The organism is Allorhizocola rhizosphaerae, from assembly GCF_003426775.1.
GTDB lineage: Bacteria > Actinomycetota > Actinomycetes > Mycobacteriales > Micromonosporaceae > Allorhizocola > Allorhizocola rhizosphaerae.
Genome location: NZ_QJUG01000203.1, coordinates 1 through 15,249, shown reverse-complemented (window position 1 = coordinate 15,249; position 15,249 = coordinate 1). Strand labels below are relative to the sequence as shown.

Annotated in this window: 17 protein-coding genes, 1 pseudogene and 1 riboswitch; of the genes and pseudogenes, 8 read left to right on the top strand and 10 right to left on the bottom strand. The window is 69.5% G+C overall.

The window, feature by feature from the left end:
* Window positions 1-184 precede the first annotated feature (184 nt).
* The 3 genes from DM816_RS32250 to DM816_RS32240 all read left to right on the top strand — a co-directional run bounded on the left by DM816_RS32250 (window position 185) and on the right by DM816_RS32240 (window position 2,418).
* On the top strand, window positions 185-688 hold the full coding sequence (locus DM816_RS32250) for a SigE family RNA polymerase sigma factor (protein WP_117214224.1): 504 nt from the start codon (window positions 185-187) through the stop codon (window positions 686-688).
* Window positions 685-1,974, top strand: a complete 1,290-nt coding sequence (locus DM816_RS32245) for a hypothetical protein (RefSeq protein WP_117214222.1) — start codon at window positions 685-687, stop codon at window positions 1,972-1,974. Before DM816_RS32250 ends, DM816_RS32245 begins: the two co-directional genes overlap by 4 nt.
* Before the next feature lie 81 nt (window positions 1,975-2,055).
* Window positions 2,056-2,418, top strand: coding sequence for a cupin domain-containing protein (locus DM816_RS32240; RefSeq protein ID WP_117214220.1), 363 nt, complete (start codon window positions 2,056-2,058; stop codon window positions 2,416-2,418).
* Here the strand turns inward: DM816_RS32240 and DM816_RS32235 are convergent.
* From DM816_RS32235 to DM816_RS32225, 3 genes are read right to left on the bottom strand one after another with little or no spacing between them, the layout of a single operon-like run.
* The gene (locus tag DM816_RS32235) at window positions 2,415-3,305 is read right to left on the bottom strand and encodes an aminoglycoside phosphotransferase family protein (RefSeq protein WP_117214217.1); all 891 of its coding nucleotides are present in this window, start codon (window positions 3,303-3,305) and stop codon (window positions 2,415-2,417) included. The genes DM816_RS32240 and DM816_RS32235 overlap by 4 nt on opposite strands.
* Entirely contained in the window at window positions 3,305-4,330 is a 1,026-nt protein-coding gene (locus tag DM816_RS32230; protein ID WP_117214228.1) for an LLM class F420-dependent oxidoreductase, read from the bottom strand. The genes DM816_RS32235 and DM816_RS32230 overlap by 1 nt, the downstream gene beginning before the upstream one ends.
* A 32-nt stretch (window positions 4,331-4,362) precedes the next feature.
* Entirely contained in the window at window positions 4,363-4,827 is a 465-nt protein-coding gene (locus DM816_RS32225) for a GNAT family N-acetyltransferase (protein ID WP_117214215.1), read from the bottom strand.
* 47 nt (window positions 4,828-4,874) lie between these two features.
* Between DM816_RS32225 and DM816_RS32220 the strand changes: the two genes are divergently transcribed.
* Entirely contained in the window at window positions 4,875-5,468 is a 594-nt protein-coding gene (locus tag DM816_RS32220) for a TetR/AcrR family transcriptional regulator (RefSeq protein WP_117214213.1), read from the top strand.
* Here the strand turns inward: DM816_RS32220 and DM816_RS32215 are convergent.
* On the bottom strand, window positions 5,455-5,841 hold the full coding sequence (locus DM816_RS32215) for a DUF1801 domain-containing protein (RefSeq protein WP_117214211.1): 387 nt from the start codon (window positions 5,839-5,841) through the stop codon (window positions 5,455-5,457). The genes DM816_RS32220 and DM816_RS32215 overlap by 14 nt on opposite strands.
* Window positions 5,841-7,136, bottom strand: coding sequence for an MGH1-like glycoside hydrolase domain-containing protein (locus DM816_RS32210; protein WP_117214210.1), 1,296 nt, complete (start codon window positions 7,134-7,136; stop codon window positions 5,841-5,843). Before DM816_RS32210 ends, DM816_RS32215 begins: the two co-directional genes overlap by 1 nt.
* A 245-nt stretch (window positions 7,137-7,381) precedes the next feature.
* Between DM816_RS32210 and DM816_RS32205 the strand changes: the two genes are divergently transcribed.
* Window positions 7,382-7,831, top strand: coding sequence for a DUF4262 domain-containing protein (locus DM816_RS32205; RefSeq protein ID WP_162908056.1), 450 nt, complete (start codon window positions 7,382-7,384; stop codon window positions 7,829-7,831).
* On the opposite strand, the gene DM816_RS32200 is transcribed toward DM816_RS32205, so the two are convergent.
* A complete protein-coding gene (locus DM816_RS32200) occupies window positions 7,799-8,398 on the bottom strand; it encodes a TetR/AcrR family transcriptional regulator (RefSeq protein ID WP_211588952.1) in 600 nt (199 codons plus the stop codon). The genes DM816_RS32205 and DM816_RS32200 overlap by 33 nt on opposite strands.
* A 40-nt stretch (window positions 8,399-8,438) precedes the next feature.
* On the opposite strand from DM816_RS32200, the gene DM816_RS32195 reads away from it, so the two are divergent.
* Complete coding sequence (locus DM816_RS32195) at window positions 8,439-8,840, top strand: VOC family protein (RefSeq protein WP_117214205.1); 402 nt, start codon at window positions 8,439-8,441, stop codon at window positions 8,838-8,840.
* Here the strand turns inward: DM816_RS32195 and DM816_RS32190 are convergent.
* The 4 genes from DM816_RS32190 to DM816_RS32170 all read right to left on the bottom strand — a co-directional run bounded on the left by DM816_RS32190 (window position 8,794) and on the right by DM816_RS32170 (window position 12,660).
* A complete protein-coding gene (locus tag DM816_RS32190) occupies window positions 8,794-9,669 on the bottom strand; it encodes a bifunctional 5,10-methylenetetrahydrofolate dehydrogenase/5,10-methenyltetrahydrofolate cyclohydrolase (protein WP_117214226.1) in 876 nt (291 codons plus the stop codon). The genes DM816_RS32195 and DM816_RS32190 overlap by 47 nt on opposite strands.
* A 27-nt stretch (window positions 9,670-9,696) precedes the next feature.
* Window positions 9,697-9,781: riboswitch (ZMP/ZTP riboswitch) on the bottom strand.
* Between the two features lie 65 nt (window positions 9,782-9,846).
* The gene (locus DM816_RS32185) at window positions 9,847-11,085 is read right to left on the bottom strand and encodes an RNA polymerase sigma factor (RefSeq protein WP_117214203.1); all 1,239 of its coding nucleotides are present in this window, start codon (window positions 11,083-11,085) and stop codon (window positions 9,847-9,849) included.
* Window positions 11,082-11,405 carry a YciI family protein gene (locus DM816_RS32180; RefSeq protein ID WP_117214201.1) on the bottom strand — a complete coding sequence of 108 codons (324 nt, stop codon included), beginning with the start codon at window positions 11,403-11,405 and terminating at the stop codon, window positions 11,082-11,084. Before DM816_RS32180 ends, DM816_RS32185 begins: the two co-directional genes overlap by 4 nt.
* Window positions 11,406-11,847: 442 nt before the next feature.
* A complete protein-coding gene (locus tag DM816_RS32170) occupies window positions 11,848-12,660 on the bottom strand; it encodes a carbon-nitrogen hydrolase family protein (RefSeq protein ID WP_117214199.1) in 813 nt (270 codons plus the stop codon).
* Between the two features lie 192 nt (window positions 12,661-12,852).
* Between DM816_RS32170 and DM816_RS32165 the strand changes: the two genes are divergently transcribed.
* Both DM816_RS32165 and DM816_RS32160 read left to right on the top strand, forming a co-directional pair.
* Entirely contained in the window at window positions 12,853-14,394 is a 1,542-nt protein-coding gene (locus DM816_RS32165) for an alkaline phosphatase D family protein (RefSeq protein WP_117214197.1), read from the top strand.
* Between the two features lie 9 nt (window positions 14,395-14,403).
* Window positions 14,404-15,249: pseudogene (locus DM816_RS32160) on the top strand (hypothetical protein); the annotation flags it as partial.

Below are 15,249 nucleotides of genomic sequence, written 5' to 3'. Positions count from 1 at the left end.
CCGCCGCGCGCGAGCACGCGCTGCGCCGCCCGTTCGAGCAGGTGTCCATCGAGCTGTGCCGGCTCGGCCCGGACGCGGTCGCGCTCGGCGCGGCCACCCTGCCGGTGGCCAAGCTGCTCGCTACGGGTGGCAACCGGTCGGCCGCCGCACACAACCTTTGACCCACGCGCCGGGTCAAGTGGGTATGACCGAAGACGGCTTCCGCGAGTTCGCCCATCTGCGCTACGGCGACCTGCTGCGGACCGCGTTTCTTCTCACCGGTTCTACGCACGCGGCCGAAGATCTCGTGCAGACGGCGCTGCTGCGTGCGTACCGGCGGCGCGAGTCCATCAACGACCCGATGGCCTACATGCGCCGGGCGATGGTCAATCAGCGCAACACCCTGTGGCGACGGCTCACCTCCCGCGAACTGCTGCACGGCGTGCTGCCGGACCGGGCCGCGCCCGACTCCACGGCGGTGGTCGCGCAACGGGCCGAACTGCTTGCGGCGCTTGGCCGGCTGCCACAGAAGATGCGCGCCGTCCTGGTGCTGCGCTACTGGGAGGACCTGTCGGAGAAGGAGACCGCGGCCATCCTGGGGTGCTCGGTCGGTTCGGTGAAGGCCCAGGCCAGCCGGGGGTTGGAGCGGCTGCGCGAGCATCTCGCACCCAGATCTGAGGCCGGAGAATTAGCGGAGGGATTGGCATGAGCGAACACGAGTTGCGCCAGGCATTCCGGGAGCTGACCGCCCCGGTGCGGCCCTCGGCCGACGGCTACGACGTGGTGATGCGCAGGCACCGGCGGGGGCGCCGCGCGCTCACGTCGGTGAAGGTGCTGGCCGGTGTGCTTGTCGTGGTGGCCGCGTGGCCCGTCATCGGCCGGATCCAATCGGGGGTGAGCGACCCCGATGGGCCGATTTTCCGGCCACCCAACGACAACGGGCCTATGACACCGTGGGTGCGTGCGCTGATCGACGCGCCCACGCGCGGGTCGCTCGCCGCGGACGCCGCCTTCCTGGCCGAGGTCGTCGCGCTGCACGACGTCCCGTTCGGCAGCAGGCTCAAGGTGCTGTTCGCCGGAGACGTGGGCGATTTCAGGATCGTGCTCACCGCCTACCACGACTCCGATCGCCAGATCGGCGTCAGGCTCACCGCGCCGCGCGGCACCCCCGCGCATCGGCTTGGCGAGGACTTCTTCGCCTCTCCGCTGACGCCCTACACCGCGCACACGATGATTACCAGGGACGCCATGTGGCCTACGATCGTCATCCTGGGCCTGGCACCGCAGGGTTGCGCGATCGCGACGGCCAAGGGCCAGGGAAGCTGGCAGCAGGGGGCGGACCCGGCAACCATGGTGCACGAGGGCGATCCCAGCGGCTGGCAGGCCCGGGTCACCTGCTCCGGTGTCGTGCGCTATCAAGGCCCACTGGACAGTTCCACGTCGTACTCCCAAATTGACACGTTCACCCCGACGGACGCACAGGTTTCCCAAGCCCTCGAAGGTGCGCGTGGTTCCGTTCCGTGGCAGGCGGCGCACGATCTGGTCAGCGAGTGCTCCCTGGGGGATGCTTTTAAAATCCTTTATGGGGGTACCGTTCCCGGCTCACGCGGCCCGGTCTACGTCGCCTGGTGCCGGCTGCTCGACGGCCGCTGGGAGATCCGCGTCCGGGAGCACAACGGCAGCGTCCTGGCGGGCCTGCCTGCCGACGCCGACCTCACCGCGCCGGGCACGATCGTCGCCGCGCCGTCATCGGCTGGCGTCATCGTCGTCGCGCCGGCCACGGCGTCCAAAGTGGACCTGGTCGACGCGGCGGGCACCCTCGTCGGGTCGGCCCCGCTGAGCGAGGGCGTCGGCGTCCTGCCGAGGGGGAGCAAGGGCACGCTGCGCGCGACCGACCCGGCCGGGCATGTGGTGGGCACGGGCACGACACCCATCGACTGGCAGGCGCCGCCGCTGTGGACCACCATCGGCGTGAGCGTCGACAGGTGGGACTAGCCCGTTGGGGACGCCAGACCGATTGACCTGGTCAGCCGGGTGTGCATACCGTGGGAAGGGTTACACGGGGGGTGACTGATTATGCGTACGTTAGAGGCGAAGAGCCTGGACAAGCCCGATGAGACGCGCCAGTTCGAGGGCAAGGGCTACGCCGACATCGTCAATGTGGGCGGCAAGGCCGTCGCCAGGGGCCACTTCGAGCCGGGCTGGCGCTGGTCGACCAATGTCAAGCCGATCGCCCAGACCGAGCTGTGCGAGTTCTCGCATCTGGGCTACTGCCTGCAGGGCCGGATGCGGCTCACGATGCAGGACGGCTCGGAATTCGAGGTCACGGCCGGCGAGGCCGTCGCCATCCCGCCGGGGCACGACGCCGAGGTGGTCGGGCAGGAGGACTTCGTGTTCCTCGACTTCGGTGAGATCGACGACTATGCGCGGCGCCGCTAGCGTGAGCGCTGGAGATAACGGCCGGTGAGCACGTCGGCGATCCCGATCTGGTCGGGGTCGAGCCGGGGCTCACCGTCCTTGATGTCCCACAACGCGTTCTGCAGCACGCGTGCGAGGGACCACGCGGCGGCGCGGTCCCTCTCCAGGCCGAGCACGTCGGTCATCAGGTCGAAGCGGGGCAGGATTTCGCTTGCGTCCCAACGGTTCAAAATGGCGGGCAGCAGATCGAACCCGGGATCGCCGCACAGCGGCTTGGGGTCGATGGCCAGCCACGGCTCCCGCTCGCCCGCCAGCACGTTGTCGAAGTGCAGATCCCAGTGCAGCAGCCGGTCGCCGGGCTCGGTGGCGACCTCGCGCACGATGGCCGCCCACTCGCGCAGCTGCGCGGCCACCGAGGGCATGGTGTGCATGGCCTCCGGCACGGAGGAGAGCATCCCGCGCACGACATCGCCGAGCTTCTGGATGCCGGGCGGCGCGTCGTGCGCATGCAGTCGTGCCAGCAGTTCGGCGATGATCTGCACGGCCTGCATCGTGGACGGCACCGTCGACAGCGGACTGTCGGCGTCGAGCCGTTCCAGTAGCAGGGCTTCGGGAGCTTCCCTATGGACACGCACGGATCCATCTCCGTCCCAGGCGCGCAGAGCAAGACCCTCGCCGTAGTGCTCCTCGTCGACCTGCTGCAGCTTGAGCGCGGCCGGAACGCCTTCGCGCGTCACGACCGGCAGCACGAGCGCGACCATGCCGTGCCGCACGGACCCGGCGACGCGCAACTCCCACTGCTGGAGCCAGTTTTCGGCGAGCGCCGGCAGAGCCGCGGTCCAGACGCGCCCTTCGTCGCCGCGAAACTTGACCTGATAGGCGATCAGCTCGGCTGGGACCTCGATCACTACGACACTATGGCACGCAGGGTCTCGATCGCGCGCACCCTTTCCGCGTGCGTGGGCGCGAGCATGGTCACCTGCAGGGTGGTGACTCCGGCCGCGCGATATGCGGCGATCCGGTCCGCGATGTAGGACTTCGGCCCGACCAACGACGTGTGGCGCACGAGGTCCTCCGGCACGGCGGCGATCGCCTCGGCCTTGCGCCCGCTCAGATACAGCTCCTGGATGAGCGCCGCCTCCTTCTCGAACCCGTAGCGGCGCGCGACATCGTTGGAGAAGTTCTTCTCCCGCGCGCCCATGCCGCCGATGTACAGCGCGAGCTGCGCACGATATCCGTCCAGCAGCGGGTCGTCGTCGGACACGGCCAGCGGCGCGTTCACCATGATGTCCAGCGGGCCCAGGCCGGGCTGCCGCTTGGCCAGGCCGGCGTCCAAACTGGACTTCCACACGTCGCCGGACTTCTCGGGGTAGAAGAACAGTGGCTGCCAGCCTTCGGCGATCTCGGCGGCGAGTTCGACGTTTTTCGGGCCGACGGCGGCCAGGATGACGGGGATCCGCTCCCGCACCGGGGTGTTGATCAGCTTCAGCGGCTTGGCGAGCGGGGTGTCCAGCGGCAGCCGGTAATGCTTGCCGTGATGCACGACGACTTCGCGCCGCCACACCTTGCGGCAGATCTCGACGATCTCACGCGTCCGGCCCAGCGGGGCGTCATACGGTACCCCATGAAATCCCTCAATCACCTGGGGACCGCTGGCGCCGAGGCCGAGGTTGAACCGGCCGCCGGAGACATAGTCCAGGCCGGCGGCGGTCATCGCGGTCAGCGTCGGGGTGCGGGTATAGATCTGCATGATGCCGGAGGCCAGCTGCAGCCGCTGGGTGCGGGCGGCGATGAAGCCCAGCTGGCTGACCGCGTCGAAGCTGTACGCCTCGGGCACCACCGCCATGTCGAGCCCGGCCTTCTCGTAATCCACGATCTCCGCGACCGCCTGGTCGAACCCGCCCGCATACCCGATCATCATGCCGATCCGCATCGACACAGGCTAAACCGCCGACCAAGCAAGCGCTAGGTGTCGAGTTCGCGCTCAAAGCAAACCGACAGGGTCGAGCCGACATAACTGCCGAAGAGCGGAATCTCCCGGTACCCCTCACGGCGATAGAAGCGCTGCGCCTCCGGCTGTTCGGTGCCGGTCTCCAAGCGCAGCGTCCGCCATCCCCGCTGTGCCGCGGCCGCCTCGAGCGCCCGCAGCACGCCGGTCGCCACACCGCTGCCGCGCATCCGGGGCACCACAAACATCCGCTTGACCTCGGCCGAGGTGGCGTCCAACCGGCGCAGCGCACCGCAGGCGATGGCCTCGCCGGTGTCGGGTTCGACCGCCACCAGAAACACGTCGATGTTGGCTGCCGTCGGCGGGGGACCGGGCTCGTGGTTGACCAGGTCGTAGCGGGCGTCGATCTCACGCTCCTGCTGACGCCGCAGCTCCGCGCCCGCCCGATCGTCCCATGGCCGTGCCTCGATGGTCCATCTCATGGCTCACTCCCTCCACCGCAAGTCCGTAACGCATGTTACCGTAACTTGTGTCACGAACTGCGGACAAGCCCGCCCAGCAGGCCCAGCTTTCCCGCGCGGTGTGGGAGGTGCTGGCCCATCACGGCATTGAGCGGCTCACCATCCGGGCGGTCGCGGCCGCGGCGGGCTGCACCACCGGTCTGGTCATGCACCGGTTTCCCAACCGGCAGGCCCTGCTCCGGCATGCCCGCGAGCTGCTGCACCAGCGCACCCGCGATCGGGTCGAAGGCCTCGAAGCCGACGCGCCAACCCCGCTTGCCGCGCTGCGGGCCGTGCTCGCCCAAGGCCTGGCGCTCGACGACGAGACCACGACCGAGAGCATCGTCTGGGTGGGGTTCCTCGCGGCGTCGGTCGGTGACGCGGAACTGGCCGCGCTGCACCGGACCAATACCCGGGCGTGGCGGGAGCGGATCGACCGCCTGGTCTCCGCGACCATGCCCGGCTGGCCGCGGGATCGCGTGGCGACAACGACTTTGGCGCTGATCGCGATGGTCGAGGGTGCCGCCGCGCTCGCCTCCGCCGACCCCGCCGTCTATCCGCCGACCGCGCAGTTGGCGATGCTCGACGCCGCCCTCGACGCCTTCGGGTTCACGCCTTCTTGAGCTTGCGCCAGCCGCCGGCGCGGTTGTTCGCGATGATCTGCTGCAACATGGCCTTGAGCGCGCGTTTGTTGATGGGCTCGCCCTGGCGGATGGAGATCTGCCGTGCCGTCTTGTTGTCGTGGCCCGCGGTGATGATGCCCTCGGGATCGGGCACGATCGCGCCGTCGTAGAGGAACACGTTGACGTGGTTCTTCGCGGCAAGCAGCGCGCACACGTTGCCCTGCAACACGAAATAGGGCCGGTCGCGGAACTTGATGGTCTCCTCCACCTCGGGGTCCGCGGCATGCACCAGCCCGCGGACCTCGTGGCAGATGGCCTGCTGCCAATCGGGCAGGCCATCGATGTATGCGTCGACCCGGGGGTCCTTTTTCATCACACCGGTACCGGCGCCCGGTCACCGGACGCGATGAGATCGATGGCCAGCGCCGCGGTCCAGCTGAACTCGGCCGTGCCGATGCCCTCGCCCGTGCCCGGGTCGAAGTATTCGAAGCAGCCGGAGCGCTCCACGATGTCGAGCATAGACCGGCGCAGCGCGGCGGCGAGCTCGGTTCGCCCATGTTGCAGCAGGCCGCGCCAGATGAGCCAGTTCATGTTGATCCAGATCGGCCCGCGCCAGTAGCGCAGCGGGTCGAAGTCGGCCGCGAGCCGGTCATAGCTGGGCAGCGGCAGCCCGTCGGACAGTCCAAAGTGGGCGGACGTTGCGGCCGCGACCAGCGAGTCGACCACCGGCTCGGGCAGGCCGGGCAGCATCAGCGGGAGGAGCCCGCTGATGCACCTGGCCGGGCTGAGCCGTCCGGTGCGCACGTCACGTGCGTGGAAAAGCCCGGTCGCCGGGTCGTACAGGTGCTGCAGTATGGCGTCGGTGATCGCGGCGGCGCGGTCGCGGTGCGGCCGCGGGTCGGCGCCGATCTCGCCGGCGATCTCGGCCAGCGCCAGTTCGGCGGCGGCGGTCAGCGCGTTGAAGGCCGGGCACTCCACGAAAAACGGGTGCGGCCCCTGCACGCCCCCGTCCGCATAGCCGTTGTCGCGATAGGCGGCGGCGAGCGTGATGTAGCGCGCGTAGTCCAGATCCGTGGGCCGGTGGGACACGACCGACACCTCGACGTCGCGCCTGCGGATCCGGGTCATCAGGCTGGGGTCGGCGTCGACGCCCGCGAGGGCCTGATCCCACGCGGGGCTGTTGTCCAGTCCGGACTCCCACGGGTGCACGATGCTCGCCAGGCCGGCGCCGCCGGCGTCGCGCCGCTGCGACAGGTAGGTCTGTTGCGCAACAAGCGGTTCGTACAGGCTCCTCAGCTGGTCGGGCGCCGGCCCGGCCCGGTGCACGAGCAACGCGGCCAGGGCGTGCACGGGCGGCTGGACGATGCCGGACGTGCCGTGTGGCGATTTCCAGAACGATTGGCCGGGGAAGTAGTCGCGATCGGAGACGCTGGGGTCGAAGACGATGTGCGGTACCCGTCCGTCCGGCCACTGCGCCTCAAACAGGCTGTGCAGATCCTGCCACGCGCGCTGCGGTGCGACGTGTGCCAGCCCGACCGCGATGAACGCCGCGTCCCAGCTCCATTGATGGGGGTACAGCGTTTTCGCGGGTACGGTGTGGAGGCCCTTCCAGTTGCCGGTCAGGACGTCCTCTGCCAGTTGCCAGACATTCGGGGTGTTGCGGCTCATCCTTTAGATCCTTCCCGGTGAGCAGCGCGTGAAACGAGAAGCAACGCCAATGAATGACCTTCATCCTGCCTGTTCAACCCATGTGGACACCGGAGCCGGACCATAGGTCGAATTTACCTAGCGTCCTAGGATCATCTAGCGGGTGTGACCTTGTAGGGACAACATTTGATAGGCCTGGCGCTTCGCGCCAGACTCACCGACCCAAAAAGCGGGCTTTGTCGGAGGTCCTATTTAGACTGCAACGCGTGTTCGATATACGTGTGGTGCGGGAGCCGGGTTGGGCCTATTCGTGGGGGCTTTGGCAGGCTTACGGCCATCCTGAGATCGCCATCTTCGGGCTGCCCGCAGATCGGTGGGGCCTGGTCAACGTCGTGGCTGATCTGGTGGCCTCGGGGCTGCGGCTCGCGCCGGGGGTCGAGATCGACGACGTGCTGGTGGGGTCGCGGGTGGCGGTGCGGCGCATCGACCCGAGTTGGTGTGCCCGGCTGTTCCCGCTGCCCGGTGAGCGTGAGTTCCTGCAGGTCGTGTGGCCGGATGCGGATGGGGCGTTCCCGTGGGAGGGCGAGGGCGACCTGCAGGCGCAGCCGCGGTTGTGGCTGCCGGTTGACGACCATCCACCGGGGCCGTGGACGACGACGTTGGTGGCCGGGAGTTTCGCGGATCTACCGCCGCAGGCTTTCAAGCATCCGCGTTAGCGCGGCCTGGGTGTCGGTGAGGTCGCGCGGGCGGGTGGAGGTGGCCAGCCAGAGCGCGGCCTCGTTCATGGCGCCGGACAGCAGGTGGGTCAGTGGCGCGACGGGCTGGCGGGGGAGGGTGCCGGCGTCGACGAGGGTGTTCAGGGCGTCGGCGAGGTGGCGGGCGGAGTTGGTCTCGTCCATGGCGCGCCATTCGGTCCAGCCGAGCACGGCCGGGCCGTCGATGAGCATGATTTGCTGGAGTTCGGGGTCGCGGCTGGCGGCGAGGAAGGCGTGGCATCCGGCGATCAGCTGCGCCCAGGGTTCGGGTTGGGCGTCGGCGGCTTGGGCGACGCGCTGGCCGACCTCCTGCTGGACCTGTTCGAGGACGGCGCGGAAGAGGTCGGCCTTGCTGCCGAAATGGTGGTAGAGGGCGCCTTTGGTGACGCCGGCGGCGGTGACGATTTCGGTGAGGCCGACGGCGGCGTATCCGCGGGTGGCGAACAGGCGCCGGCCCACCGTGATGAGGGCCTGCCTGGTCGCCTCCTTTTGTTCTTTTCTGGTACCGGTTGCTGCCACGTCCAGCATGCTACTCTCGCATACCGTTGGTATGTGAATGGGAGGGCGCATGAAACTGTCCAGCTTCTACCCGGTGATCTGCACGCCGCGCGTGGCCGAGGCGCGCGAGTTCTACACGCGGCTGTTCGGGTTCGAGGTGACCTTCGACGCCGGGTGGTATGTGAGTCTGCGGCGCGGGGACTACGAGCTGGCCCTGCTGAAGGAGGACCACCCCACGGTGCCGGCCGCCTACCGGCGACCGGTGCGTGGGCTGCTGCTCAATTTCGAGGTCGACGACGTCGACGCCGAATATGAGCGGCTGGTCGTGCGGGAGGGGCTCCCGCCGCAGCTCGACTTGCGCAGCGAGGATTTCGGGCAGCGGCATTTCATCGTGGCGGACCCGGCCGGTGTGCTGATCGACGTGATCACGCCGATCGAGCCGTCGGTGGAGTTCGCGGCGCAGTACGTGTGAGGGCGGCGGTGACGGTCTGTTCCAGCAGCACGGCGATGGTCATGGGGCCGACGCCGCCGGGCACGGGGGTGATGAGACTCGCCTTCTGCGCGGCGGACGTGAAGTGGACGTCGCCGACGTTGCCCGGGTTGTAGCCGGCGTCGACGACCACGGCCCCGTCTTTGAGGTGTTCGCCGCGCACGAATTCGGGGCGGCCGACGGCGGCGACGAGGATGTCGGCCGTACCCACAATGGCAGGCAGGTCAACGGTTTTGGAGTGGCAGTAGGTGACGGTGGCGTCGCGGGCGAGCAGGAGCATGCCCACGGGCTTGCCGAGGATGGGGCTGCGGCCGATGACGACGGCGTGCCGGCCGGCGGGTTTGACGCCGTAGGCGTCGAGCAGGCGCATGATGCCGCCGGGGGTGGCGCAGTGGAATCCGGGTTCGCCGAATGCCATGGCGGCAAACGAGTGCATGGTGACGCCGTCGACGTCCTTGGCCGGGTCGATGGCCTCGAAGGCGGCGCGTTCGTCGATGTGTGCGGGGACGGGGTGTTGCAGCAGGATGCCGTCGACGCCCGGATCGGTGGACAGTTCGCCGATGGCGGCGACGAGTTGCCCGGTGGTGGTTTCGGCGGGCAGCGCGACGTGGCGTGAGTCGATGCCGGCCTGGGCGCTGCGGTTGCGTTTCATGCGCACGTAGGTGACCGAGGCCGGGTCGTCGCCGACGATGACGGTCGCCAGGCACGGTTTGCGGCCGTGTGCTTGGGCGAAGGCGGCGGCTCGCGCGGCGGCGGTTTCGACGATGCCGCGGGCGATGTCGGTGCCGGACATGAGTTGGGCCTGCGTCATGGGCTGCTCCAATCCTCCACAGTGGATGGTTGCTGCCCAGGCGCGCGGCTTGTATGCGGCGGCCGCTCCCCGGTGGTGCTCCACCTCGCGTGCGCCAGTCACGGCCATGCCCAGCCTACCGCTGCGTTCCGCGTCGCCTTTCATCGCCGTGTCAAGTGCGCTCTTCAAGCGCGGGCGCTACTGCAGCTGGTCGCGGCGGCGGGTCAGGTAGGCGGCCTCGCCGGTGTTGCCGGCCAGCTCGATGGCCCGGTCGTAGGCCGCGCGTGACTGCTGACTCCGGCCCAGTCGGCGCAGCAGGTCGGCGCGGGTGGCGTGGTAGGCGTGATAGCCGGCCAGCTTGTCCCCGAGGCGGTCGACGGCGGCCAGTGCCACCTGCGGACCGTCGAGCTCGGCGACCGCGATGGCCCGGTTGAGGGCGATGATCGGCGAGGGGTCGAGGCGGACGAGCTGGTCGTAGAGGGCGAGGATCTGCGACCAGTCGGTGTCGCGGATGTCGCGGGCGGAGGTGTGCAACGCGTTGATCGCGGCGAGGATCTGATAGCGACCCGGAGCCACCCCGGCGGCGGCAGCGGCCAGGCGCTCGCGCACCAGCCGATGACCCTCGGCGATCAGCGTCGCGTCCCAGGCCCCACGGTCCTGCTCGTCGAGCGCGACCAGTTCGCCGCCGGCCGAGATCCGGGCGGGGCGGCGGGCCTCGATGAGCAGCATCAGGGCGAGCAGCCCGGTCACCTCACCGTCGTCTGGCAGGAGGGCACGGATCAGGCGGGTGAGCCGGATCGCCTCGGCGGTCAGGTCGTGTCGTATGGGATCGGTGTCGGCGACGGTGGCCAGGTAGCCCTCGTTGAAGACCAGGAACAGGACGGCCAGGACGCCGCAGACGCGAGCCGGCAGGTCCTCGGCGGACGGCACGCGATAGGGGATGCGCGCCGCTTTGATTTTGGCCTTGGCGCGGGTGATCCGCTGCTCCATGGCGGTCTCGGACACCAGGAAGGCGTGGGCGATCTCGGGCACGGTCAGCCCGCCGACCATGCGCAGCGTCAGCGCCACACGGGTCTGCATCGCCAGTGCCGGGTGACAGCAGGTGAAGATCAGCCGGAGCCGGTCGTCGTCGATGGCGCCGACAGGCTCGGGCGGGTCATCGCCGTACACCATCTGAGCCTCCCTGTGCTTGTCGTCGCGCTTGTTCTCGCGGCGGATCCGGTCGATGGCCTTGCGATTGGCGGTGGTGGTCAGCCAGGCGCCGGGATTGGGGGGGACGCCGTCGGCCGGCCACCGCTCGACGGCGGTCGCGAACGCCTCGGCCGCCGCCTCCTCCGCGATGTCGAGGTCACCGAAACGCCTGGTCAGGGCGGCCACCACCCGCGCCCACTCCTCGTGGTGGGCACGGGTGACCGCCTCCTGGACCGCGTCACTCATTGGAACGGCCGCACCTCGATCTTCCGATCGCAGACCTTCGACGCCTCGGCGGCGAGCTTGAGCGCCACATCCAGATCGGGGACCTCCCACACCCAGACGCCGGCGAGGTACTCCTTCGACTCCACGAAAGGCCCGTCGCTGAACACCGCCTGCTCGCCCCGGTTGTCGATGACCGTGGCCATGTCGGTGTCCGCGAGCCCGCCCGCGAAAACCCAATAGCCCTCGGCGATCAGTCGTTCGTTGAATGCGCTGATGGCAGGCCGCCTGTCCGTGCTGCCGGGATTGCTCTTGTCATCGATCACGGAAACCAGATACCGCATCTTAAGATCATCTCCTCTCACGCCAAGACAGCGTGGTTCGGTGGGCGGGGACTTCAGGCCGTTGCATACCGTGGGCGCCCGGCCGGCCGGTAGACCTGGATCGCCACGCCCTTCGAGTCGACCCGCGACTCGACCGGGTCGAGCGCAAGATCCGGACCGGTCTCCGGGAACAGTTCACCGATGGCCGCCGTTTCCCTGCATCACTCCATCGATGGTGACCTGAGCCATGGTCGTCAGCTTCATGATCGCGGTTCCTTTGCCTTGGCGCCGCCCCTTGCGGGCGGCCTCACCCCTGCTACGAACACCGCCGCCCGGATCCGACACCGCCGCCCGGATTTCTTCGAAGAATTTTCCGGGACGCCGGTCGTCAGCGATCCGACGGCACGACAGTGTCGCGGCTACCGCGCTCCACCTCCTCAAGGCGGTATTTCCCGCACGGCGGTCAGGCCTGCCACTGCCGGCGGGCGGTGCCCGGGTCGCGCCCGCTGTCGGTGAGCATGGTGTGGGCGGCGCGGGTCTGCTCCAGCACCTCGGGGTCGAAGGTGGCGGTGACGACGGCTTCGCCGTGGTCTGGTGCTTGGGCGAGGGTGCGGCCTTGCGGGTCGTGGATGGCGGCGCCGCCGTTGAAGCTCCAGGGTGGTTCGCCGCCGACGTTGTTGGCGAACACGACGTACATCGTGTTGTCCAGGGCGCGGGCCCGGTAGTACAGGTCGCGGCGGTGCTGGGATCCGGCCAGGTATCCGCTGGGGGCCAGGTAGGCGTGGGCGCCGTCGCGGGCGGCGGCGCGGCCGTGTTCGGGGAAGCAGCCGTCGTAGCAGATGCCCAGGCCCAGGCGCCATGCGTCGAGGGTGACGGTGGCGCCGGCGTCGCCAGGGGTGAACAGTTCGTTTTCGTCGGGGCCCCATAGGTTTTGCTTGTCGTAGGCGACGGTGGCCGTGCCGGTGGGGTCGATGAGCAGGGCCGAGCAGGTGTGCCTGCCGTCGGGGTGGCGCACGGGTGCGCCGACGACAATGGTGATGCCCACTGTCCGCAGTGGATCGAGACGCGGGTCGTCGGGGGTGAGGAAGCAGCCGGGGTCGGCGCGCAGTGCGGGCGGGTGGTAGGCCGACAGGAACAGTTCGGGCAGCACGGCCAGCCGGGCGCCGGTGTCGGCGGCCTGCCGGGCGAGGCGGGCGGCGGTGGCGGTGTTGCCGGTGATGTCGCCGGGGGTGGGGGTGGCCTGGACGGCGGCGACGGTGAGCGGCTGGAGCTGCATCGGCCGATTGTGCCACCGCCGCGTCGATCATGAAGTTGGCGTCGCGGCACCCCGGCGGGCATGGACGTGAGTTCATGTTCGGCGCGAAAAGCGGACCCGGCTCGTTCGAAAAAGATTTACGGTCGATGGGTACCACATAAAAACAAGCTCCGGCAGAATAATCGCCATTCGTCGATTAGAAGGTGAGTGGCGATGAGCAGACTCAGCCGGAGGACGTTCGTCCTCGGTGGACTCGCGGCTGCCGCAGTGATCCCGATAGAGGCGCGGGCCGGCGCCCCGGGAATCCAAGCCGTTATCCCATACCCGTTCAAACTCGGGGTGGCCTCGGGGGAACCGGCCGCCGACAGTGTGGTGCTGTGGACGCGCCTTGCCCCCTCCCCGCTGAACGCCGACGGGCTGGGCGGCATGCCCGCAGGCGACGTGGTCGTGGACTGGCAGGTGTCGGCCGACGAGCGGTTCGGCTCGCTGGTGGCGTCGGGCTCGGTGACCGCACGCAGCGCCGACGCGCACTCGGTGCATGTGGTCGCCGGCGGCCTGTCCCCGGACGCGGAATACTTCTACCGCTTCCGCGCCCAGGGCCACATCTCGCCGGTCGGGCGGACCCGCACCACACCCGCGACGGGCACGTTCGGCCGGGACTTCAAGATGGCGTTCGCGTCGTGCTCGCACTACGAGGAGGGCTACTTCACCGCGTACCGGCGCATGGCCGAGGACGAGCCGGATCTGATCCTGCATCTGGGCGACTACATCTACGAGTACGGGGCGGTGTCCGGCCGCACCCGCACCCACGCCGGCACGGCCGAGATCGTGTCGCTGGCCGACTACCGCCGCCGCTACGCGCAGTATCACGCCGACCCGGACCTGCAGGCCGCGCACGCGATCGCCCCGTGGCTCGTGGTCAACGACGACCACGAGGTGGAGAACAACCACGCGGGCAACACCCGGGAGAACAACACCCCGGCGCTGACCGCCGCGCAGTGGACGGCCCGGCGCACGGCCGCCTACAAGGCCTACTACGAGAACATGCCGCTGCGCCCGGCGCAGGCGCCGTCCGGGACGTCCATCCCGTTGTACCGCAGAGTCCACTGGGGACGCCTGGCCACGTTCCACATGCTCGACACCCGCCAGTACCGCCACGACCAGGCGTGCGGCGACGGCTGGCAGGCGTGCTCGGACGCCGACCTGGCCTCCCGCTCGCTGCCCGGCAACGCGCAGGAGACGTGGCTGCTCGACGGCCTGGCCCAGCACTACGGCACGTGGGACATCATCGGGCAGCAGGTGTTCTTCGCCCGCCGGTTCAACTCCTCGGGCCAGGCGAGCATGGACTCCTGGGACGGCTACCGGGCGTCGCGGGCGCGCATCCAAACCGGGTGGGTGGCCCGCGGCACCCGCAACCCGGTGGTGCTCACCGGCGACGTGCACCGGGCGTGGGCCAACGACCTGAAGGCCGACTACGCCAACCCGAACTCGGCCACGATCGGCGCCGAGCTGGTCACCACGTCGATCTCCTCGGGCGGCAACGGCTCCGACGACCAGACGATCCCGGACGTGAGCAACAACCCCCACCTGCGGTTCTACTCGCAGCGGCGCGGATACGTGCTCACCACGGTCACGCAGACGCAGATGCGCGCCGACTTCCGCCGTCTCGGCTCGGTCAGCGAGCACGGCGCCGCCGCCAGCACCGTCAAGTCCTTTGCCATCGCCGACGGCCTTCCGGGCCTTCAAGCCATTTAGGGGGTACCGGTGAAAGCTCTCATCAGCCTCGGGCTCGCGACGACCGTCGCGTTCGGAGTGTCCGCGGCCGCCCCGGTGATCGCCAACCCGACCTGGGTGACGGCCAACAGCGTCGCCGACGGCGACCAGGACGTGGCCGCGATCGCGGTCAACCGCAGCGGGCACGTCGCGGTGGTGTGGGAGGACGACCGCGACACCACCGCCCCGGAGGACAACGCGCACAGCGAGATCTACCTGCGGCTGTTCAAGGACGGCAACCCGCTGTACGAGGTCAGGCTGTCCGGCGGCGGCTCGTCGGGCGTGGCCGACTGGCGGCACCTCAACCCCGACGTGGGCCTCGACGACGCGGGCAACGCGGTCGTGGTGTGGTCCGACGACCCGGACGGCAACGGCTTCTACAACGTGCCCTACCGCGTGGTGAACACCTCCGGCACGGTCACCGCGTCGGGCACGGCCAACTCCAGCGCCACCGGGCAGCAGATCAACCCGTCGGTGGCGGTCGACCCGGACGGGGCCCCGACAGGCGGGGCGGTCGCGTTCACCGTGGCGTGGGAGGACATCCAGGGCAGCAACCCGGCGCTGATCAAGGCGGCCGGGTTCACCGGGCCCACGACCCGGGCCTGGGAGGTGACCGTCTCGCAGACCACCGGCGCCCACCACAGGCCCGACGTGGCCGTGTCGGCCTCCGGTGACGCGGTCGTGGTGTGGGAGGAGGACGCCGACGCCGACGGGGCCAGCAACATCGGGCTGATCCGGCTGGCCAAGGCCAGCGGCGCGGCCACGCTGTCGCGGCGCGTGGCCGGCTCCAGCACGGGCGGGCAGCGGCTGCGGCCGAGCGTGGCGGCCACGTTCAAC